Annotated in this window: 16 protein-coding genes; 12 read left to right on the forward strand and 4 right to left on the reverse strand. The window is 69.2% G+C overall.

All coding sequences use genetic code 11. The features are described from left to right. Positions 1 to 108: 108 nt before the first annotated feature. From ABD770_RS02850 to yicI, 11 genes are all read left to right on the forward strand, one after another. Entirely contained in the window at positions 109 to 567 is a 459-nt protein-coding gene (locus ABD770_RS02850; protein ID WP_344817984.1) for a GNAT family N-acetyltransferase, read from the forward strand. Between the two features lie 211 nt (positions 568 to 778). Beyond that, on the forward strand, positions 779 to 1,909 hold the full coding sequence (locus tag ABD770_RS02855; protein WP_344817985.1) for an ROK family transcriptional regulator: 1,131 nt from the start codon (positions 779 to 781) through the stop codon (positions 1,907 to 1,909). A 382-nt stretch (positions 1,910 to 2,291) separates the two neighbouring features. Further along, positions 2,292 to 3,614 carry an ABC transporter substrate-binding protein gene (locus tag ABD770_RS02860; RefSeq protein ID WP_344817986.1) on the forward strand — a complete coding sequence of 441 codons (1,323 nt, stop codon included), beginning with the start codon at positions 2,292 to 2,294 and terminating at the stop codon, positions 3,612 to 3,614. Positions 3,615 to 3,618: 4 nt separating this feature from the next. After that, complete coding sequence (locus ABD770_RS02865) at positions 3,619 to 4,557, forward strand: carbohydrate ABC transporter permease (RefSeq protein WP_344817987.1); 939 nt, start codon at positions 3,619 to 3,621, stop codon at positions 4,555 to 4,557. After that, complete coding sequence (locus ABD770_RS02870) at positions 4,547 to 5,473, forward strand: carbohydrate ABC transporter permease (protein WP_344817988.1); 927 nt, start codon at positions 4,547 to 4,549, stop codon at positions 5,471 to 5,473. The genes ABD770_RS02865 and ABD770_RS02870 overlap by 11 nt, the downstream gene beginning before the upstream one ends. Position 5,474: 1 nt before the next feature. Next, a complete protein-coding gene (locus ABD770_RS02875) occupies positions 5,475 to 7,793 on the forward strand; it encodes a glycosyl hydrolase family 95 catalytic domain-containing protein (protein WP_344817989.1) in 2,319 nt (772 codons plus the stop codon). Positions 7,794 to 7,880: 87 nt separating this feature from the next. Continuing rightward, complete coding sequence (locus ABD770_RS02880) at positions 7,881 to 8,894, forward strand: LacI family DNA-binding transcriptional regulator (protein ID WP_344817990.1); 1,014 nt, start codon at positions 7,881 to 7,883, stop codon at positions 8,892 to 8,894. A 130-nt stretch (positions 8,895 to 9,024) separates the two neighbouring features. Beyond that, on the forward strand, positions 9,025 to 10,329 hold the full coding sequence (locus ABD770_RS02885) for an ABC transporter substrate-binding protein (RefSeq protein ID WP_344817991.1): 1,305 nt from the start codon (positions 9,025 to 9,027) through the stop codon (positions 10,327 to 10,329). A 59-nt stretch (positions 10,330 to 10,388) separates the two neighbouring features. Then, on the forward strand, positions 10,389 to 11,351 hold the full coding sequence (locus ABD770_RS02890) for a carbohydrate ABC transporter permease (RefSeq protein WP_344817992.1): 963 nt from the start codon (positions 10,389 to 10,391) through the stop codon (positions 11,349 to 11,351). Further along, positions 11,348 to 12,235 carry a carbohydrate ABC transporter permease gene (locus ABD770_RS02895; protein WP_425562722.1) on the forward strand — a complete coding sequence of 296 codons (888 nt, stop codon included), beginning with the start codon at positions 11,348 to 11,350 and terminating at the stop codon, positions 12,233 to 12,235. Before ABD770_RS02890 ends, ABD770_RS02895 begins: the two co-directional genes overlap by 4 nt. Next, complete coding sequence (yicI, locus tag ABD770_RS02900) at positions 12,235 to 14,469, forward strand: alpha-xylosidase (RefSeq protein WP_344817993.1); 2,235 nt, start codon at positions 12,235 to 12,237, stop codon at positions 14,467 to 14,469. The genes ABD770_RS02895 and yicI overlap by 1 nt, the downstream gene beginning before the upstream one ends. Before the next feature lie 41 nt (positions 14,470 to 14,510). Here the strand turns inward: yicI and ABD770_RS02905 are convergent, their stop codons facing one another. Continuing rightward, entirely contained in the window at positions 14,511 to 16,559 is a 2,049-nt protein-coding gene (locus ABD770_RS02905) for a beta-galactosidase (RefSeq protein WP_344817994.1), read from the reverse strand. Between the two features lie 114 nt (positions 16,560 to 16,673). Here ABD770_RS02905 and ABD770_RS02910 point away from each other — a divergent pair, with 114 nt between their 5' ends. Continuing rightward, positions 16,674 to 17,639 carry an acetylxylan esterase gene (locus tag ABD770_RS02910; protein ID WP_344817995.1) on the forward strand — a complete coding sequence of 322 codons (966 nt, stop codon included), beginning with the start codon at positions 16,674 to 16,676 and terminating at the stop codon, positions 17,637 to 17,639. 44 nt (positions 17,640 to 17,683) lie between these two features. On the opposite strand, the gene ABD770_RS02915 is transcribed toward ABD770_RS02910, so the two are convergent. The 3 genes from ABD770_RS02915 to ABD770_RS02925 are packed head-to-tail and all read right to left on the reverse strand — an operon-like array spanning position 17,684 to position 22,195. Beyond that, positions 17,684 to 18,469: a hypothetical protein gene (locus tag ABD770_RS02915; RefSeq protein WP_344817996.1), complete on the reverse strand. Its 786-nt coding sequence runs from the start codon at positions 18,467 to 18,469 to the stop codon at positions 17,684 to 17,686. Between the two features lie 52 nt (positions 18,470 to 18,521). Then, entirely contained in the window at positions 18,522 to 20,330 is a 1,809-nt protein-coding gene (locus ABD770_RS02920; RefSeq protein ID WP_344817997.1) for an ABC transporter ATP-binding protein, read from the reverse strand. Further along, complete coding sequence (locus ABD770_RS02925; RefSeq protein ID WP_344817998.1) at positions 20,327 to 22,195, reverse strand: ABC transporter ATP-binding protein; 1,869 nt, start codon at positions 22,193 to 22,195, stop codon at positions 20,327 to 20,329. Before ABD770_RS02925 ends, ABD770_RS02920 begins: the two co-directional genes overlap by 4 nt. Positions 22,196 to 22,222: the final 27 nt, after the last annotated feature.

The raw sequence follows: 22,222 nt of genomic DNA on the forward strand, positions 1-22,222 counted from the left end.
TATCTTGATACCAAGATACCCGAGTCTGATCGGCGTCATGCGTGGCGCCTCTCGACTCCGGCGCCCGGTTTCCGCCACACGAGGTCGATCACACGCTAGCCTGGGTGCATGTCGGAACTGCGTGTGGTCGAACTGTCCGCGGCGACGATCGTCGCCGTCAACAACCTGTCCCTCAAGCCGGGGCAGGAGCAGTTCCTCGCGCCGGTGTCGTACGGCATCGCCGCGACGGTCGTGAACCCGCAGACCTCCTGGCAGCGCGTGGTTCTCGACGGGGACCAGGTGGTCGGGTTCGTGAGCGCGAGCTTCAACGCCGACGCGCCCGACGAGCATTTCCGAAGCGTGCTGTGGCGGATCAACGTCGATGCCGACGACCAGGGGCGGGGCATCGGCCGCTTCGCCGTCAAGACTCTGATCGACGAGGCCCGTGCGCGGGGCGTCGGTCACGTGAACGTGATCTACGAGGCCGGTGAGGACGGGCCCGAGGCCTTCTTCCGGCGAGTGGGCTTCGAGCCCGTCGGCGAGACCGAGTACTCCGAGGTCATCGCCCAGATCCGCGTCACGGACTGAACCGGCGGCGGGGCCTCGGATCCCCTCCCCCACCGAGACCCCGTCGCCGTCCTCGGCTCTCCCCGGCGAGCCGAGGATCGACCCGGGAGCGCCCGCGCCGCGCACGGAGCCCCGAGCGCGCGCACCCCGGACGCTCGTCGTGACCCCGACGCTCCCGACTTTACGTATCGCAATGCAACAAAATGCATGATCCCTCATTAGGCTCGGCCCCATGGCCGAACCCTCCTGGTCGTGGCCCGACCTGCATGATGCGCAGCGCTCCGTCCTGCTCGAGCTCCTCGTTCATGGGTCGCATTCCCGCGCCGAGCTGACGCGCCGCACAGGACTGTCTCGGGCGTCATTGATGCGTCTGGCCCGGAACCTCGTCGACCTGGGCCTCGCCAGTGAGGGCGGCACCGAGACGCGCAGGAGTCGCGGACGCCCTTCGGGGACTCTCCATCTGCGCGGTGAGGCCGCGCACTTCATCGGCATCAAACTCACCGGGGACGCCCTGTACTGCGCCGTCACCGATCTGTCGGCCCGCGTCGTGAGCACCTCCGAGAAGAAGTTCCGCTCGAGATCCGTCGACGACGTCGTCGATCTCATCGGACACGTGGTGGATGAGATGCGCCGAGACCACCCCAGGATCGCCGCCATCGGGGTGTGCCTCGCCGGGGACATCACGGGCGCAGACGGTGAACGGGAGGTGGTCGGCTCGCACTTCCTCGGCTGGGACGCCGTGCCTCTCGTGCGCCTGGTCGCCGAGCGCACCGGTCTGCCCACCGAGATCGCGAACGATGTCCAGGCGCTCACCACGGCGCATCACTGGTTCGGTGCAGGACGCGGCAGTCGTTCCATGGCGCTGATCGGACTGGGCGCGGGCATCGGCGCGGGCATCGTCGTCGATGACGACCTCATCCGAGGCGCCGGGGGGCGCCCGGGCAAAGTGGGGCATCTCCGCGTGCACGACTCCGGGCCGGAATGCGATCGCGGGCACGTCGGATGCGTTTCGGCGTACGTCACCGGACCCGCCATCGAGCGCCGCGCCGGCGCTCCCGTCAGGGCCGTCGTGGCGCGCGCCGCCGACGGGGACGCCGGATGCACGAGCATCCTCGATGACGCCGTCCGTGCCCTGGGCGTGGTGATCGGAACCCTGGTCAGCATCACGGATGTGGAGAAGGTGATCGTCACCGGCGAGGGCCTTCCGATCATCGCGCGGAACCCCGCGCTGCTGTTCGCCTCAACGGCCGCGGCCCTCGACCCCGCGTCCGCACCGCCCCGCGTCGAGATGCATCCGTTCGAGTTCTCCGACTACGCCTGGGCGGCCGCCGTCTGCGCCACGCGACTGCTCCTTTCCAGCTGACGAGCCGCCGACCGGCGCCGGTTCGTCTCCGGACGCCGAAGAAGTCGGATCTCCGATCCTACGTTCCCCGCTCGGCGTGCCGACTGACGCGATCATGACCACCTCCGCAATCATGCGGACTTTTGGGGTCATGTGCGCCAGAAAACACCGTATTCCTGGGGTTCACCGGTCCTGGGGAGACGCCCGTGAGACGCCCCGAACGGCGGATCGTTCCGCGGCACTCATCCTCCCTCGCTTCTCGATCCAACCCAGACATCGGATCAATTTGTGAAATCTCCTTGACTTTATGTATTGGCGAAACACAAAATGGGGTCCGGAGGTTCCCCGTGGAACTCCTCTTCCGCCCCGAAGCCAGACAGCGTCGTCCGAAAGGAATCAGCACATGAAATCTCCCCGAGCATCCTCCCGCGTTCCCCTCCGATGGACCGCGATCGCCCTCGCACCGGCCCTTGCCGCACTGGCTCTGGCCGCGTGCTCCTCCTCTTCCGACCCCGCTCCGGGCACGGGCACCGCCGATGAGCCGGTCACCGTCGACTTCTGGGGCTGGGTCCCCGGTCTGGAAGATCTCGTCGCGCAGTGGAACGAGCAGAACGACCACATCCACGTGGAGTTCCACCGCATGACCGGAGACGACGGCCAGAAGGTGGAGGCCGCCGTCGACGCCGGTAAAGGACCCGACCTCGTGCAGCTGTCCACCCATGATCTCCCCGACTACGTGATCAGCGAGCGCGTCGTCGACATCACCGAGTACGTCTCCAAACACGAGGACAACTACACGCCCGCATCCTGGGCCGCCGTGTCCTTCGACGGACAGGTCTACGGCGTCCCCCAGGGCATCGGTCCGGCGGCGACGATGTACCGCACCGACATCTTCGAGGATCTCGGTCTCGAGATGCCCGAGACGTGGGACGAGTATCTCGAGACGGCTCGAGCCCTGAAGGCCGCCGACCCCGAGGTGCGGATCGCCAACCTCTCCCCCTCGGAGATCGGGCAATGGGCCCAGGAGATCCAGCAGGCGGAGAGCAGCTGGTACGGCATCGACGGCGACGCCTGGACGGTCGGCGTGAACGACGCGGGAAGCAGGCTCGTCGCCGAACGCTGGCAGACCCTGCTCGACGAGGACCTGGTCACCACCGAGCAGATGTGGACCCCGGAGTACTGGGCACTGGTGAACTCCGGCCGGATCGCCACGATCACCTATGCCGCGTGGTTCCCGACGTCCATCGTCGAGAACGCCGCCGACACCGCGGGGAAGTGGCGCGTGGCGCCGATGCCGAAGAACGCCGGCTCGGAGAACTCCGGCGACTCCGGCGGCGCGGCCGTGGTGGTGCTGAAGAACACGGAGAACGCCGCAGCGGCCGCGGAGTTCGCCGCGTGGCTGAACGGGTCCGACGACACGCAGGACGCCCTCATCACCGTGGGCGGCCTGTTCCCGTCGACGCTCAACGGACTGGCATCGGATGCCCTGACCGCGCCCTCGGACTTCTTCGGCGGTCAGGTCGTCAACGAGGTCTTCATCGAATCCGCGAAGCAGACTCCCGCGACCTGGGTGGAGGGCCCCAACTACGGTGCCATCCAGACCGTGCTGCTGGACGAGTTCGCGAAGGTCGTCGGCGGCGAGGGCACATTCCTGCAGGCTCTCGACACGGCGCAGCAGGCCGCCGTCGCAGACCTCGAATCCCGCGGCCTCAGTGTGAAGGGCTGACCCTGTGACCGCTCCACTGGCCACGGCCTCCCGGCGCCGGTTCTCCGGCGCCGGGAGGCCGTGGGTGCCCTACGCGTTCGTGGCGCCGTTCACCGTCCTCTTCCTCGTGTTCCTCGTGGCGCCGATCATCGTGGGAGTGCTCAACAGTCTGTTCTCCCGCAAGTCGAGCGGCCTGGGATTTGGCGGCACCTCGGTCGAATTCACCGGTCTCGAGAACTTCATCCGCGTGTTCGCGGACGAGGACTTCCTCCTGGGCTTCCCCCGGGTCATCCTCTACGGGCTGATCCAGGTCCCGGTCATGATGATCATCGCCGCCGCGCTCGCGCTCCTGTTCGACTCCGCGCTGGTCAGGGCGAAGCGCTTCTTCCAATTCGCCGTGTTCCTCCCCTACGCGGTCCCCACGGTCATCGCCGCTCTGCTGTGGGGATTCCTCTATCAGCCCTCCGTGAGTCCGCTCCTGCAGTTCCTGTCCTCCTTCGGGGTCGACATCGACCTGCTCGGCCCCGGCACGGTCTGGTTCGCGATCGGGAACATCAACCTGTGGTCCTTGATCGGCATCAACATGATCATCCTGTTCTCCGCTCTGCAGTCCGTCCCCCGGGAGATGTACGAGGCGGCGAGGATCGACGGGGCCGGCGAGGTGCGCACCGCTCTCCAGGTCAAGCTGCCGATGATCACCCCGGCGGTGCTGCTGACGACCCTCTCGAGCGTGATCGGCACGCTGCAGCTGTTCAACGAGCCCCAGGTGCTGCAGAGCATCACCTCGAACATCCCGAGCGATTTCACACCGAACATGGCCATCTACGCGACCTCGACTCTCGGCAAGAACGCGAACCTGTCCTCCGCGATGGCGGTCGTCCTCGGTCTGGCGACGCTCATCGTCTCGCTCCTCCTGCTCGCCGCGAACAGGGCCAATGCAAAGGCGGCCACCGATGGCATCTGACCTCCTGACCCGCCCGAGCTCCCCCGTCGCACCACCGCTCGATGCGCGGACCCGGACGATCTTCGTCAACGGCGACCGCGTCAGCAGAGGATGGATGGCGATCGTCACGACGGTGATGGTCGTCGTCGCCGCGTATTTCCTCGTCCCTGTGCTGTGGCTGGTGATCGCGTCCACCAAATCGACGGGAGACCTGTTCTCCACTCCCGGATTCGCGTTCGCGGACTGGCATCTCTGGGACAACCTCGTCGCGCTCAGCACTCACCAGGACGGCATCTTCTGGCGGTGGACGCTGAACTCGATCATCTACTCCGTGATCGGATCCGCGTTCACCACCCTCGTCTGCGCCATCACCGGATACGCGCTGGCCGTCTACCGCTTCCGCGGCAGATCCGCACTGATCGCCGTGGTGCTGGCGAGCCTGCTCGTGCCGGGGACGGTCATCGCGCAGCCGACCTACGTGCTGCTCGTCCACCTCGGCCTGGACAACACCTACTTCGGCCTGCTGCTGCCCGCTCTGTGCTATCCGTTCGGCGTTCTGCTCTCCTTCATCTACGCGCAGGGCTCCGTGCCGATCTCCCTCATCGAAGCCGCCCGCCTCGATGGTGCCGGTGAGCTGCGGATCTTCACGACACTGGGGCTGCGGCTGATGTCATCCGGCATGGTCACGGTGCTGCTGTTCGCCTTCCTCGGCAGCTGGAACAGCTACATCCTCCCCCTGTTCGTCCTCACGGACTCCTCGCTGATGCCGCTCACGGTCGGACTGACGGGCTGGAGCCAGGCTTCGATCACGATCCCGGGGCTCCAGATCCTCACGGTGATCGGTTCGCTGGTCTCGATCATCCCCATCGCCATCGTGTTCCTGTCGCTGCAGCGGTTCTGGCGAGCCGGCCTGAGCGCAGGCAGCATCAGAGGCTGAGATGCGTGCTCTTCGGTATCGGGGCAGGGCTCGGACGTGGCTGGAGTGCCTGCCGCTCGGTGACGGCCGCCTGGGGGCCATGACGGACGGAGGCGTGTCGTCGACCACGATCCATCTCAACGATGCGACCGCATGGTCGGGATCCCCGCACTCCGAGGCGGCCCACCCCCTGCCGGATGCCGCACGGTGCTCCGAACTGCTCTCCGAGGCTCGCGCAGCCATCGCCGGGGGCGACCCCGTCGGAGCCGAGGCGCCGCTGCAGGCGATGCAGACGTCGTACGCCCAGTCATTCGTTCCCCTCGGTTCGGTCGTCATCACCACGGAAACGGCCCCGGACGATTCGCAGCTCACCCGCGAGCTCGACATCGGCACCGGACTGCACACGTCGACCACCTCCGCGCATCGGACGACCACCTTCATCGCGCCGGAGCAGAGCGTCCTCGTGCACACGATCGAACCGGCAGCGCCGGTGAGCGCCGTGCTGTCCTCGCCACTGCACGGTCCGGGAGCCGGAGACGCACCGCTTCCGGTCGACGTCGACACGCACACGAGTGCGCTACTGCTGCGGCTGCCCAGCGATGTCGCGCCGGGGCACGAACCCGATCTTCCCGGCGCCGTGTGGTCGACTCAGGAGGGTGCGGCGCTCCGAGCGGCGCTCGTGGCCCGGGTGCTGCACGCGCCGGAACGCACCGTCGTGATGGTCGCGGCAGCCACCACCTACACCGCGCCCGGTCGCCCGCCGACGGGCGACGCGCACGACGCCCTGCAGAGTGCTCTCGCCCGGCTCGACGCCGCGCAGTCGCAGGGCGCGGACGCCCTGCGGCAGCACGCACGCACGCGGATGCGCGACGCACTCGACGGGGTCGACCTCTCGTTCCGCCCGGATCACTCGGAGCTCGACACCGCCTCACGACTGGCGCGGGCGCGCACGGATCCGGCCGGCATGCTCGCACGCGACCCCGACCTCGCCGCCCTGCTGTTCCATTACGGGCGCTATCTGCTGGTCTCCTCCTCACGGCCCGGCGGCCTCCCCGCCACTCTCCAGGGCATCTGGAACGCCGAGATGCGCCCTCCCTGGGGCAGTGCCTACACCGTGAACATCAACACGCAGATGAACTACTGGGGTGCCCACGTCACCGGGCTCAGCGCGGCCGCCGAAGCGCTTTCGGACTTCACCCTCGCGCTCTCCGAAGCGGCGGCCGCGCACACCTCACGACTGTACGGTGCTCCGGGATGGACCGTCCACCACAACACGGATGCCTGGCTCTACTCGACATCGCCCGGGCGCGGGTCGGGCGATCCGCGCTGGGCGTTCTGGCCGATGGGCGGCGCATGGCTCGCGAGCATGCTCACGGAGCCGTGGGAGTTCGGCGCGGCGGGCGCCGCCGAGCTGGCGCGCATCTGGCCGGCGCTGCGCGGGGCCGCCACATTCGCCCTCTCCTGGCACCGGGACGGGCGCACCTCGCCATCGACCTCCCCGGAGAACGCCTACCTCCTGGACGACGGGCGGGCAGCATCCCTGGCGAGCACGAGCACAATGGACCTGTCCTTGGTGCGGATGGTCCTGGAGCGGACCGTGCGTGCCGCGCAGGCTCTCGAACTCGCCGACGACGAGGTCGCCGCTGCCGCCGCGGCCCGCCTGAGCGGACTCGCGCGGAGCCCCGCCGTCACCGCCGACGGGAGAATCGTGGAGTGGGACGTCGCCCGGACCGAGGAGGACCCGCACCACCGTCACATGAGCCATCTTCTCGGGCTGTTCCCCGGGACCGAGGACTGGAGCCCGCGCGCGCGGGCAGCCGCCGCGGCCACGTTGGAGCGGCGGGGCGATGACTCCAGCGGCTGGTCGCTGGTGTGGAAGCTGGCCCTGTGGGCGCGTCTCGGAGATGAGGCCCGGACGGGTCGGCTGATCGAGATGCTCCTGCGCGACGCGCAGACGGTCTCCGGCCCGTGGGCGGGCGGGCTCTACCCCAACCTGTTCGCCGCGCACCCGCCGTTCCAGATCGACGCGAATCTGGGTTACGTCGGTGCGCTCGCCGAGTGCCTGCTGCAGTCGCACCGGGGCATCGTCCTGCTTCCTGCGCTTCCCCGGCAGTTGGGGGACGGATGCGTTCGCGGTCTGATCGCCAGACCGGGCATCATCGTCGATCTCGAATGGGCGGATGGAGAGCTCGTCGAAGCGCGGCTCCGAGCCCGACGCGCCGAGGCCGCAGGCGTGCATCGTGTTCTCTGGCGGGGACGAGCCGTGTCCGTGGAGATCGGCATGGAGGAGACCGTCCTGCTGCAGCCCGGAGACTTCCCGTCACGCACCCCAAGAGCTTGACATGACACTCGACGAGCACTATATTCACTGTCACGGTGATCGAAGCGCTTCGATCACCCCTTCACACCCAGGAACGATGGAGTACCGATGACGACGATCCACGAGGTGGCTCGAGCAGCCGGCGTCTCCATCAGCACCGTCTCCTACGCGCTGAGCGGCAAACGACCCGTCGCCGAGCAGACCCGTCGTCGCATCGAGGACGCCGCCGCCGCACTGGGGTACACGCCGGACGCCGGCGCCCGGATGCTGGCGGGACGACGCACGCACATCTTCGCGCTCACCGAGCCGCTGCGCGCCGACACGCACGCCCCCACGCACATGGCCTTCGTGCTCGCCACGGCCGTCGCCGCCCGCCGGCACGACTACGACATCCTGCTCCTGACCGAGGAGCAGGCCTCGCAGGGCATGAGCCGGGTCACCTCCAGCCGTCTGGTCGATGCGACGCTCGTGCTCGACGTCGCCCCCGACGACGCCCGCGTCGAGATCGCCCGGTCGATCAGCACGCCGACGGTCTTCATCGGCATCCCCGACGACACCGAGGGACTCACGTGCGTCGATCTGGACTTCGAGGCCGCCGGCCGCATGGCCGTCGACCGACTCGCCGACGCCGGGCACACGGCGATCACACTGCTGGGCCAGCCCGTCGTCGCGTACCGAACCTCGAATTTCGCGCGCCGCCTGCGTCGGGGCGTCGTCGATCGCGCCCGCACCCGCGGCGTGCAGCTGCAGACCACCTCCTCCGGCCGGGTCGCCACGGAGGAGGCGACGGTGCGATCCGCCGTCGAGAACGCCCTCGCACGCGGCGACCGCGCCTTCATCGTCCACGCCGTGGACGATGTCCATGAGGTGCTGCTGTCGGTGCTGGCGGAGCGCGGCCTCCGCGTCGGACAGGATGTGTCGGTGATCTCCGCCGCGACGACGTTCGACACGGCCGCGCTCGGCGTTCCGATCGACGTCATCCCGCTCGATCCCGCACAATCCTGCACGCTCGCCGTCGAGACGGCCCTGCGCCATCTCGAGCACAGGGGCACCCCGCCCGAAGTGCATCTGATCCCACCCGTGTACCGCGCCGCCGGCTCCGTCCGCGCGCACGCGGACTGAGCCCGGCCCGAAGCACCGCGATGACGCATGCGCGAGATCGAAACGCTTCGATTCCCCCTTCCCACAACTGAAGACCCGATGTAACAACTCGCGGCCCTCCCCGGGGCCCTGACGCAAAGGAGTGCCGACGATGGCACGCACGAATCGCAGAACGAAGCTGCTGGCCGGACTGGCCGGCCTCACCGCCGCAGGAGTCGCCCTGGTCGGGTGCGCTCCGTCCGGAGGAGACGAGGAGGACGGGCAGTCGCTCCGCCTCTGGCACTACGAGGGCGCCGACAGCGCCATGGGCAAGGCCTGGGCCGAGGCCATCACGATCTTCGAGGAGGAGACCGGCGCGACCGTCGAGTTCGAGGAGAAGTCCTTCGAGCAGATCCAGAAGACCGCGAGCCAGGTGCTCGACACGGACGCGGCCCCCGATCTGATGGAGTTCAACAAGGGCAACGCCACGGCCGGCTTCCTCGCCTCCACCGGCCTGATCGCCGACATCTCGGATGCCGTGGACGAGTACGGCTGGGCCGACAAGCTCGCCCCGTCCCTCCAGACCACCGCGAAGTACAGCGACGACGGCGTGATGGGTGGCGACACCTGGTACGGGGTGCCGAACTACGGCGAGTTCGTCGGTGTGTACTACAACAAGGACGCCTTCGCCGACGCCGGCCTGGAGATCCCCACCACCTACGACGAGTTCGTCGATGTGCTCGACGCGTTCGTCGCGAAGGGCATCACCCCTCTCGCGGAGGCCGGCGCCGAGTACCCACTCGGCCAGCTGTGGTACCAGCTGGCGCTGCGGGAGGGCGATCGCGGCTTCGTCGACGACTACCAGCTGTACAAGAACCCCGTCGACTGGCAGGGCCCCGTGATCACCTCCGCGACCGAGACGCTCGCGGAATACGTCGACAAGGGCTACATCGCCGACGACGTCTCCTCCATCAAGGCGGAGGATGCCGGGGTGTCGTTCATCAACGGCACGGCGCCGATCTTCGTCTCCGGATCGTGGTGGTTCGGCCGATTCGTCGCCGAGGCCACCGGCTTCGACTGGACGATGACCGCGTTCCCCGGAGCCGATCTGTCGCTCGGCTCGTCCGGCAACCTGTGGGTCGTCCCGGAGAACGCGGCGAACAAGGAGCTGGCCTACGAGTTCATCGACATCACGATGCGCCCCGAGATCCAGGCCATCATCGGCAACAACGGCGGCCTGCCCGTCGCGGCCGACCCCGCCGACATCACGGATGAGAAGAGCTCCGAGCTCATCGGCACCTTCAACGGCATCCTCGAGAAGGACGGACTGGCCTTCTACCCGGACTGGCCGGCACCCGGCTTCTACGACGTGATCGTCCAGCAGCTGCAGGGCCTGATCACCGGGGTCGAGGACGTCCAGGCCACCAACGAGGGCCTCGGCGAGGCCTACGACGAGGGAACCGCGGACTTCCGCTGACCGACGGCGTCGGGGCGGCACCCCCTCTGCCGCCCCGGCCCGTCCGAGGAGCACTGGACATGACACTCATCACTCGCGGAGAACGTACCGCCGTGCCGCGCGAACAGCCGGCGATCCCTCAGGGCCGTGGCGGCGCCGGCGCCTACTGGCTGTACCTGCTTCCCGGCTTCATCCTGCTGCTGGTCATCGTTCTCATCCCCCTGGGATGGAACGTCTTCCTGACGTTCCAGAAATGGCGCGGCGTGCGCGCACCCGAGTTCATCGGACTGGAGAACTGGCAGAAGCTGCTCACCGACGACGACTTCTGGACGTCGTTCACGAACTCGGTGTGGATGATCCTCGCCATGGTCGTCGTGCCGACGATCCTGGGTCTGCTCGTGGCCGCGCTGCTGTTCGACGTGATCGGCCGCAAGTTCGGCGGCAGAGTCGGCAGCTTCCTGCGCGCGACCTACTACCTCCCGCAGATCCTCCCCGTCGTGGTCGCCGGCATCGTCATCGGCTGGATCGTGCGCCCCGACAGCGACGGCGCACTCAACCAGATGCTCGGCTGGATCGGCATCCCCGCCGTCGACTGGCTCGGGCAGATGCCCTCGGCCCTGATCGTCCTCATGGTCGTCATGGTGTGGGTGCAGCTCGGCTACCCCGTCGTCATCTTCATGGCGGCGCTGCAGCGGGTGGACCCCGAGTTGTACGAAGCCGCCGAACTCGACGGCGCCAACTGGGTGCAGCGCTTCTCCGCCATCACCGTCAGCATCATCCGACCGGAGATCTTCGTCGTGACCCTCACGTGCACGATCGCCGCGCTGAAGGTGTTCGGCCCCGTGTACGTCATCACCCGCGGCGGACCGGCGGGGGCGACGCTCGTGCCGGCCTACTACGCGTATCAGGAGTTCTTCACCAAGCGGAACATCGGCTACGGCGCGACCATCGCCACCGTGCTGACCATCGTCGTCGTCATCGTGTCGATCGTGTTCATCCGCGTGCAGAACTCCATGGAGCAGAAGGAGAGGGCGGGACTGTGACCACCACCACCGCGGTCGTGACCGGGGATCGCACCCGGCCGCGCGCACGAGGCGGCATGACGCGCAGGCGGCCGGTCGACTGGCTCCTGCTGGCGCTGGTCGTCGTCGGCGGCGTCCTCGTGCTCGTGCCGTTCTATCTCGTGCTCGTCAACTCGTTCAAGTCACCCGTGGACTACGCGCTCTCGGGCCCGCTCGCCCTGCCCAGCGAACTCGACTTCACCGGCATCTCGAAGTTCTGGGAACGGGTGAACTTCCCCGAGAAGGTATGGAACTCGATCCTCATCTCGGGCGTCGTCTCCCTCCTCGCCGTGCTCATATCCGTGCTCAACGCCTTCGCGATCGGCATCGGGCGAGTGCGCGGCAGAACCTGGATCGTGCTGCTGTTCCTGATGGCCAACCTGCTGCCGCAGGAGGCGCTCCTGTACCCGCTCTACTACATGTTCAAGAGCGTCGGCCTGTACGACAACGTCTGGTCGGTCATCATCGTGTTCACCGTCATCCAGGCCGCGTTCGGCACGTACCTGCTCTCCTCCGTGTACGGCACCTTCCCCAAGGAGGTGCTCGAGGCCGCTTCCATCGACGGGGCGAGCCGGTGGCAGATCCTGTGGCGCGTGGTCTTCCCGATCAGCCGTCCGACCCTGTCCGTACTGCTCATCTTCTTCTTCATCTGGACGTGGAACGAGTTCCTCATCCCGCTGACGTTCCTCGCGTCCAACGCGAACCAGACGGTCCCCGTCGCCATCAGCGTGCTGCAGGGCGACCGGCTCATGGATGTGACCACCACGAGCGCATCGGCGCTGCTGGGCATCATCCCGACACTCATCTTCTTCCTCATCTTCCAACGCACACTCACTCGCGGCATCACGGCAGGAGCGATCAAGTAATGAAATTCACCGACGGGTTCTGGCAGCTCCGACCGGGAGTCACCGCCCTGTACGCCCAGGAGGCGTACGACATCGACCGCACCGAGGACACCCCGGACGGGCCGGGGCTGGTCATCACCGCCCCGACGTCGGTCATCACCAAGCGCGGCGACGTGCTCAACCGGCCGGTGCTGACGACCACGCTGTCCTCGCCCGCCGAGGGCGTGATCCGGGTGCGCATCGCCCACCACGTCGGCCGCCCGTGGCACGGCGGGTTCGACCTGCCCGGCGCGGGAGGCGGTACGGCATCCGCGTCGATCGGCGAGGACGGCGGACGCCTGGACGCCGGCTCGCTCGTCGCGCGCATCGCCCCGGGCGCCCCCTGGGACCTGTCCTTCGAGATCGGCGGACGGCGGGTGACCGGCAGCGGGCACAAGGCGCAGGGCTGGATGACCCTCACCGCGGACGCCGAGGTGGATCCCGGGATCGTCGGGAACGCCCGGCAGGACTCGGCGGCACCGCAGCGCTCGACCTTCATCCACGAGCAGCTCGACCTGGGTGTCGGCGAGCTCATCTACGGCCTGGGCGAGCGCTTCGGACCGCTGGTGAAGAACGGGCAGTCGATCGAGGTGTGGAACGCCGACGGCGGCACCTCCAGCGAGCAGGCGTACAAGAACGTCCCCTTCCACCTCTCCAGCCGCGGGTACGGAGTGCTCGTCAACGACCCCGGGCACGTGTCCTACGAGGTCGGCTCCGAGGCTGTGGAGCGCGTGCAGTTCTCCGTCTCCGGTGAGGTCCTGGAGTACTTCGTCATCGCGGGCCCCACACCCAAGGAGGTGCTCGGCAGGTACACCGCCCTCACCGGCCGACCGCCCGTGGTCCCGGCCTGGTCGTATGGACTGTGGCTGTCGACGAGCTTCACCACCGATTACGACGAGCAGACCGTGAACTCGTTCATCGACGAGATGGCCGTGCGCGAGCTGCCGGTGTCGGTGTTCCACTTCGACTGCTTCTGGATGCGCGAGTTCAACTGGTGCGACTTCGAGTGGGATCCCCGCGTGTTCCCCGACCCGGAGGGCATGCTCTCCCGCCTACACGAGCGCGACCTGCGCGTGTGCGTGTGGATCAACCCCTACATCGCCCAGCGGTCGCCGCTGTTCCGCGAGGCGGCCGATCGCGGCTACCTCGTCACCCGTCCCGACGGCTCGGTGTGGCAGTGGGACCTGTGGCAGGCCGGCATGGGCCTGGTCGACTTCACGAACCCGGATGCCACCGCGTGGTTCCAGTCCCACCTGCGTCGGCTGATGGACCAGGGCGTGGACTGCTTCAAGACCGATTTCGGCGAGCGCATCCCCACCGACGTCGTCTGGGCCGACGGCGCGGACCCGGAGCGGATGCACAACCTGTACGCCCAGCTGTACAACCGCGCCGTGCACGACGTGCTGGTCGAGACCAGGGGCGCCGGCGATGCAGTGGTGTTCGCGCGCTCGGCGACCGCGGGCGGGCAGAGCATGCCCGTGCACTGGGGCGGGGACTCCACCTCGACATACGCGTCGATGGCCGAGACGCTGCGCGGCGGGCTGTCCCTCGCCATGAGCGGATTCGCGTTCTGGAGCCACGACATCGGCGGGTTCGAAGGCACCCCGGACGCGGGCGTGTTCAAGCGCTGGACGGCGTTCGGACTGCTGGGGTCGCACTCGCGCTTCCACGGTTCCGGCTCCTACCGGGTGCCGTGGGCGTTCGACGAGGAGGCCGTGGAGGTCACCAGACGCTTCACCCGGCTGAAGATGCGACTGATGCCGTACCTGCACCAGCTCGGGCTCGACGCCACCCGCACCGGCGTGCCGCTCATGCGTCCCATGGCCCTGGAGTTCCCCGACGACCCCGCCGCCGGCCATCTGGACCGGCAGTACATGCTCGGCCCCGATCTCCTGGTCGCCCCGGTGTTCAGCGCTGACGGCGCCGTGCAGTTCTATCTGCCCGCAGGGCGGTGGACGTCGCTGCTGACCGGTGAGACCGTGTCGGGCGGATCCTGGCGGGAGGAGGTGCACGGCTACGATTCACTGCCGCTGTACGTCCGTCCCGGCACGGTGCTGCCGTGGGGTGCACGCGAGGATCGCCCGGACTACGACTACCACGACGGTCTGCGTCTGCGCGTCTTCCCGGGCGGCGAGGGCACGGCATCCGTCACCGTCACCGCCCCCGACGGCACCGCACGCGCCTACTCCGCCGACCTCGGTTCGCCGACCGAGTAGCGGTTCGTCCGGGCCGGCTCGAATCGTGCCGGCCCGGACGATCAGCCCTGCCCGCCGCGCTTCTCGCTCAGCGCACGGGCGTCCCCGGGGGCGACGCCGACGACGTCCGCGGTCTCCTCGCCGGTGAGCAGGTCGATCGAGCCCGCCGTCACCGGCACCTCCACGGAGTGCTCACCGTGGTTCAGCAGGAACAGCACATCCCCGCGGCGCACGGCCTCCAGCCCGTCCGGGAGCACGTCGATGCCGGGCACGGGACCCGTCACGGCGGCCTCGGCGAGCACGCGGGCGACCACGGCATCCAGCGCACTGTCGGCGACGACCGCCCCCACGTACCATGCACTGCCGTGCCGGGTGATGGCGGGGATGCCGTCGAGGTCTCCCCCACGGTGAACGGCGAGGACCTGCGCGCCGTCACCGCGCAGGCGCTCGGCGAGGATGTCGACCCCGTGCCGCCTGCCGGCGACGGTGTCGCCGGTCCCGTCCGTCTCGGCGGAGAATTCGATCTCGCCCTGCTCGATCGCCGCCCACTCCTCACCGCTGGCGCCGATCAGCTCCCGCAGCAGCGCGGGCGAGCGCCCCTGGACGATGGCGGCGTTCTCGTCCGCGACGCCGCTGAACGGCCCGATGACGACCTGGGCGCCGCGCGCGGCAGCTGCGGAGAGGGACGTCGCGGCCTCGGGCGTGACGATGTACGAGTGCGGCACGAGGATCACGCGGTACGCGTCCAGGGGCGCTTCGGCCGGCACCACGTCGACCGCGATGCCTCGGCGCCACAGCGCCCGGTACCAGCGCGCCACCTCCGTCATCGTGGAGAGCCGCTCCGTCGGCCGTGCGGGCTCCTCCCCCGCCCACCAGCTGGGCCAGTCGAAGATCATCGCGACGTCCGTCGGCACCCCGGCGCCGGCCACGGAGGACAGCCGCTTCAGGTCGGCGCCCTGCCTCCGCACGCCTCGGAAGACCTCGGTGTCGGCGCCGGCGTGCGGCAGCATCGAGGAGTGGAACCGCTCCGCTCCCGACCGGGCCTGTCGCCATTGGAAGTAGCAGACGCCGTCGGCCCCTCGTGCGACCGCCTGCAGCGAGTCCAGCCGTGCGCGCATCGGCGACTTGGGCAGGTTGTGCGCGCGCCAGGAGACGGCGCTGACCGCCTGCTCCATGAGCATCCAGCTGCGGCCGCCGCCGAGGGAGCGCATGAGGTCCTGGACGAGCGCGGTGCTGCTCGCGGCATCCGGATCCGCCGGGTCGGGGTACTGATCGTCGGCGACCACGTCCACGTGGTCCGCCCAGGAGTGGTAGTCGACATGGGCGAAGAAGCCCATGAAGTTCGTGGTGATCGGCTGCTCGGCGCCGGTGGCGCGGATCGCGTCGCGCAGCTCGGTGAAGCAGGCCAGCAGCTGGTCGGAGCTGTACCGCCGGAAGTCCAGCGACTGGGCCGGGTTCACCAGGTAGGGCATCCGTCGTGGCGGCAGGATCTCCTCGAAGGAGTCGTAGCGCTGCGACCAGAACGCGGTGCCCCAGGCGCTGTTGAGGGCGTCGATGTCGTGATAGCGCCGCTGCAGCCAGAGCCGGAACTCGCGGGCGGCCTCATCGCCGTAGTCGAGCTGACCGTACTCGTTGCCGACGTGCCACATGCGCACGGCCGGATGCCGGACGTACCGCTCGGCGAGGTCGCGGGTGACGGCGAGCGCGTGCGCCCGATAGGTTCGCGATGCCGGGGAGAACTGGTTGCGGGATCCGGCGACCAGGCGCACGCCGTCCCGGTCGACGGGGAGCACGTCCGGATGCCGCAGCCCCAGCCACGGCGGGGGCGATGCGACCGGGGTGGCGAGGTCGACGGCGATGCCGTTCGCGTGCAGGAGGTCGAGGACCTCGTCCAGCCATCCCCATTCGCGCGCTCCGGGACGCGGTTCGATCGTCGCCCAGCTGAACACGCCGACGGTCACGAGATTCACCCCGGCCTCACGCATCAGCCGGACGTCCTCATCCCACGTCTCGCGCGGCCACTGCTCGGGGTTGTAGTCGCCTCCGAACACGATTCCGCGCTCGGCGATGAGCTCCTCGAAGTGGGAGCGTCCCACCGTCTGCGATGACATGATCTGTGTTCTCCGTCGGGTTATCGAAGCGTTTCAACACCGAGACACTATCCCAGCCCGAGGGCGATGTCCACGGAAGCGCGAGGCACCCCGATCAAGCGGTAGCCTGTCCACGTGCCACTGACCGACATGCCCCTCGACGAACTCCGCGCCTACCGACCCGACGTCGCGGTCCCACCGGATTTCGACGCGTTCTGGGACACCACGATCTCGCAGTCCCGCGCCCTGGCCTCCGCCCCGGAGCTGTCCGCAGCGCAGACGCCGGTCACGGAGCTCATCGTCGAGGACCTCGCCTTCTCCGGATTCGGCGGCGAGCGGATCCGCGCCTGGGTGACCCGACCGCGCTCTGCGGCGCCGCTTCCCGCCGTCGTCGAGTACATCGGCTACGGCGGCGGGCGCGGCATCCCCGGCGAGAAACTGCAGTGGGCGGCCGCGGGCTTCGTGCATGTGCTCATGGACACCCGCGGCCAAGGCGCCAACTGGGGCTCGGGCGGGGACACGCCGGACCCGCACGGATCGGACGGCGCCACCACCGGCTTCATGACCCGCGGCATCCTCGACCGTGACGAGTACTACTACCGCCGTCTGTTCACCGATGCGGTGCTGGCCGTCGACGCGGTGCGCACCCTCCCCTTCGTCGACGCCTCCCGCGTGAGCGTGACCGGCGCGAGTCAGGGCGGCGGCGTCACCCTCGCCGCCGCCGCCCTGCACGACGGCGTCTTCGCGGCCCTGCCCGATGTCCCCTTCCTGTGCCACTTCCGGCGATCCGTCGAGCTGACACCCGACCACCCCTACCGGGAGATCGAGCGCTACCTGGCCGTGCACCGCGACAGCGTCGACAAGGTGTTCGACACCCTGTCGAACTTCGACGGTGTGAATTTTGCGCGCCGCATCACCGCACCCGCCCTGTTCTCCGTGGCTCTCATGGACGGCATCGTGCTCCCCTCCAGCGTCTTCGCGGCCTTCAACCAGGTGGGGTCCTCGGATGCCTCCATCGAGGTGTACTCGTTCAACGGGCACGAGGGCGGGCAGCACGCCCAGTGGGTGCGTCAGGTCGGGTGGCTCCGCGAACGGCTGTGAGAACCGCCGCCGGGTGGTGACGACCGCCCCTCAGCGCGATGCCCTCAGCGGGGGTCGCGGCGGTTCGAGGCCCAGGAGTGGAAGAGCTCGGAGGTGCGGTCGATCGCATCCGCCGCCTTCTCCATGATCGCCCGCGCGGCCTCCAGGAGCGCATCCGGCAGCTCCTGGTGCACCTTCTCGCCGCGCGCCGAGCGCTCTGCGATGTCGAACGCCTGCTCGAGATCGTCCACAGCCCGGCGGTACCGGGAGAAGTCGGATGCCGTCATGCGTCGCTCCTGCGCGGAGGGGCGCAGCACCCCGGCCTGCTCGACGGCGGCGAGGAACGCCGCCGTGAACGGCTGCCGTGCATCGCTCATGGCGGGGAACGCCAGCGCCTTCGCCGCGTCCGTCTCGTAATCCATCCAGCGCGCCAGCACCCGGTCGTGGCGGGCGCGCACCGCATCCAGCGGATGCGCGCCGCGGCGGATCGCCGCGCGCTCGGCGGACACCCGGGCGCGCGCGGCCTTGACCCGTGCCGCGGACGCCTTCGACGCCCGTTGCGCCTCGCGCAGTCGGCGCCGCGCAGACGCCACAGCCGCGCCATCCGTCCTGGCCGCGGCCCGATCGGCGACGACGCCCGCGGTCTCCGCGCGGACGATGCGGGCGGCATCCGCGGCCGCCCTCGCCTCCTGCCGGGCCTGACGCAGCTCCAGCCGCGCCGCATCGTATCCGAGCCGTCTGCCGGTCATGGTCCGCCGCCTCCGAATCGCGACGAATCCCGCCGCGCCCGCACCGACCGCGCTCGGTGCGAGCCACCACAGCTCCGCCGCCGTCGCCCAGATCGGATCCACACGCCCAGCCTAACCGCCCGCGCGCCGGACGGTCGGGCCGGGTCGGGCGAGGTCACACGAGGGTCTGCTGCCAGGCGGCGTGCAGCCGGGCGAACTTCCCGGTGCCCTGCGCCAGTGCGTCGGGGGTGTCGTCCTCGATGATCCGGCCGTGCTCCATGACCAGCACGCGGTCGGCGATCGCGACGGTCGACAGCCGGTGCGCGATGATGATGGCCGTGCGATCGGCCAGCAGCGTCTGCAGCGCATCCTGGATGAGCCGCTCCGAGGGGATGTCCAGCGACGCGGTCGCCTCGTCGAGGATGAGCACGGCGGGATCGGCGAGGAACGCCCGGGCGAAGGAGATCAGCTGCCGTTGTCCGGCCGACACCCGCCCGCCGCGCTTGTTCACATCCGTGTCATAGCCGTCCGGCAGCGAGGAGATGAACTCGTCGGCGCCCACGGCGCGCGCGGCCGCCCGGATCTCGTCGAGCGTCGCGTCGGGCCTGCCCAGCGCGATGTTGTCGGCGACGGTTCCGCTGAACAGGTACGCCGCCTGCGTGACCATGACGATCGCCCGGCGCAGGTCCTTGGGATGCAGCGCCCGCAGGTCGACGCCGTCCAGCGTGATCACCCCCTCGGTGGGATCGTAGAAGCGCGACACGAGCTTGGCGAGCGTCGACTTGCCGGCGCCCGTCGTGCCGACCAGGGCGATCGTCTGCCCGGCGGGGATGTCCAGCGTGAACGTCGGCAGGATCGTCTTCTCGCCGTTGTACCCGAAGGCGACCTCATCGAAGCGCACGGCCCCGCGCGAGGTCCACAGGTCGACGGGCTGCTCGGGGTCGGGCACCGTCGGCACCTCCTCCAGCACTCCGGAGACCTTCTCCAGCGCCGCCGCGGCGGACTGATAGGAGTTCAGGAACCCCGCGATGTCCTGCATGGGGGCGAAGAAGTTCCGCACGTACAGCACGGCCGCCAGCAGCACGCCGACGCCCAGGGCGCCGTCGGCGACGCGGAGGCCGCCCCACAGCACGACGGCGGCGGTGGTCAGTGCCGAGACGGCCATGAGGCCGGGATCGAACGTGCCGAACAGGTTCATCGAGCGCCGGTTGATGTCGCGGTACTCGCCCGCCACCCCGCGGAAGGCGACGTCGTTGCGGGCCTCCTTGCGGAAGGACTTGACCGCGCGGATGCCGGTCATCGTCTCGACGAACTGCACGATGACCTTCGCGCTGATCACCCGCGACTCGCGGTACAGCAGCTGCGAGCGCCGGTGGAACCAGCGCATGAGCAGCACGAGAGGCACGCCCGCCAGCAACAGGACGATGCCGGACTGCCAGTCCGCGATCACGAGCGCGATGAACGTGAAGACGCCGAACAGCGCGCCGGAGACGAGGTTGTTCAGACCGCCGTCCAGGAGCTCGCGGATGGAGTCCAGGTCGCTGGTCTGCCGCGAGATGATGCGCCCCGAGGTGTACGACTCATGGAACTCCAGGCTCAGCCGCTGGGTGTGCAGGAAGATGCGCTTGCGCAGATCCAGCAGCACGGCCTGCGTGATGCGGGCGGCGAGCACGACGTAGTAGCCGATCAGCGCCGCGCCCGCGGCGCCCGCGACGAGGTACACGGCGGTGACCGCGATCGCCGGCATCCAGTCCGCCTCCTGCAGCAGCCGGGGCAGGGCGTCGTCGAGTGCGATCCCGATCAGGATCGGCCCGGCCACCTGCAGGCCCGTCGAGACGACGAGCACGAGCGCGGCCATCACGACGCGCAGGCGCAGCGGCCGCACGAGCGAGCCCAGCAGGCGCAGCGAACGCCGCCGGATGGCGCGGCTCTCCTCCTTGGTGTAGTTCGAGCGGTCCTCGCCCTGCGTCCCGACGACGGTCATGCCCGCACCTCCTTCTCGGCGGTGTCGGATCCGTCGGGGATGGTTCCGGTCCGGGCGGCCTCGTCGGCCTCCAGGCTGGAGATCACGTGACGATAGTGCGCGCTGGTGCGCAGCAGCTCGGAGTGCGTTCCGACGGCCGTGATCCTGCCCTTCTCCAGCAGCGCGACGCGGTCGGCGAGCGCCACGGTCGACGGGCGATGCGCGACGATGAGCGCCGTCGTCTCCGCCAGCACGCGCCGCAGCGCCTTCTCCACGAGCGCCTCCGTGTCGACGTCCAGCGCCGACAGCGGGTCGTCGAGGACGAGCACCCGGGGAGCCGCGGCGACGGCGCGCGCGAGCGCGAGGCGCTGACGCTGCCCCCCGGACAGGCTCAGCCCCTCCTCGCCGATGACGGTCTCCAGCCCCTCGGGGAGGGTGTCCGCGAACCCGGCCTGCGCCACGTCGAGCGCCTCGCGCAGCACCCGATCGGCCTCCGGGCTGTGCAGGTCGAGGTCGGCGCGGCCCAGCAGCACGTTCTCCCGCACGGACGCGGAGAACAGTGTGGCGTCCTCGAAGGCCATCGCGATGTGCCGGCGCAGCTCGGACAGCTCGAGGTCGCGGATGTCGACCCCGTCCAACGTCACGCACCCTCCCGTGACGTCGTACAGGCGCGCCGGCAGCGTGGTGAGCGTCGTCTTGCCCGAGCCGGTCAGACCCACCAGTGCCATCGTCTCGCCGGGGCGCAGCACCAGATCGATGCCGTCGAGCAGGTCGCGCTCCGCGCTCCCGGCATCCTGATACCGGAAATGCGCACCCTCGAAGGCGAGCTCCCCCCTCGGCTCGGACAGGTGCACGGGCTTCTCGGGATCGGAGATGGTGTTGACCTCGCGGTAGATGTCGAACAGGCGGTCCGTGGCCGTGCGCGCGTCGAGCATGAACGAGAACAGGAATCCGATCGACTCGATGGGCCAGCGCAGCACCGTCGCCATGGCGAAGAACGCGAACAGCTCCGCGACGTCGATCCCGCCGGCGAAGATGAGCAGGATGCCGGTGATCAGGCTCGCCCCGAAGGCGATCTGCGGCATGAAGTCGAGCCAGAACCAGATCATCCCCACCGCGCGAGCCTTGCTCAGCTCGGTCTCGCGGAGCGTCTCGGCCTGGCGGCTGAAGCTGCGCAGAGCGTGCTTGCCACGACCGAAGGCCTTGAGCACGCGGATGCCGTGCACGCTCTCCTCGACGCTGGTGGCGAGGTCCCCGGCCTGATCCTGACTGCGCCGGGCCAGAGTGCCGTAGCGCTTCTCGAACACGTACCCCGAGATCCACAGCGGGATCCCGGTGAGGAGGAAGATCGCCCCCAGCAGCCAGTGCCAGCGGAACAGCAGCACGGTGCCGATGCCGATCGTGAGGATGTTCACGATCAGCAGGATCAGTCCGAACGAGATCCACCGGCGGATGAGGCTGATGTCCTGCATCATGCGGCTCAGCAGCTGCCCGGACTGCCAGCGGTCGTGGAACGCGACGGGCAGGCTCTGCAGACGCGAGTACAGCTCCGCACGCATGCCGAACTCGATCTCGGTGGCGGGGGTGAGCACGAACCAGCGGCGCAGCCACACCATGACGGCCTCGCCGAGCGCGAGGGCCAGCACCCCCAGTGCGCCGCCGACGACGAGGGCGACCGCCCCGACGTCCGCCCGTGCGCCGGCGGCCTCGCCGAGTCCGCGGACGATCTGCTCGAGCACGATCGGCACCATGAGAGCGATGACGGCCGCGGCGAGCGCGCTGAGCGCACCGCCGACGAGACGCCCGAACGCGGGCCTGATGAACGGCTTCAGTCGCCACAGCGCGGCGAAAGTGGACAGGGACGACGAAGAGGAGGTGACAGACATGACTCTCGATGAGGTGGCGATCGGATG

The organism is Microbacterium soli, from assembly GCF_039539005.1.
GTDB classification, from domain to species: domain Bacteria; phylum Actinomycetota; class Actinomycetes; order Actinomycetales; family Microbacteriaceae; genus Microbacterium; species Microbacterium soli.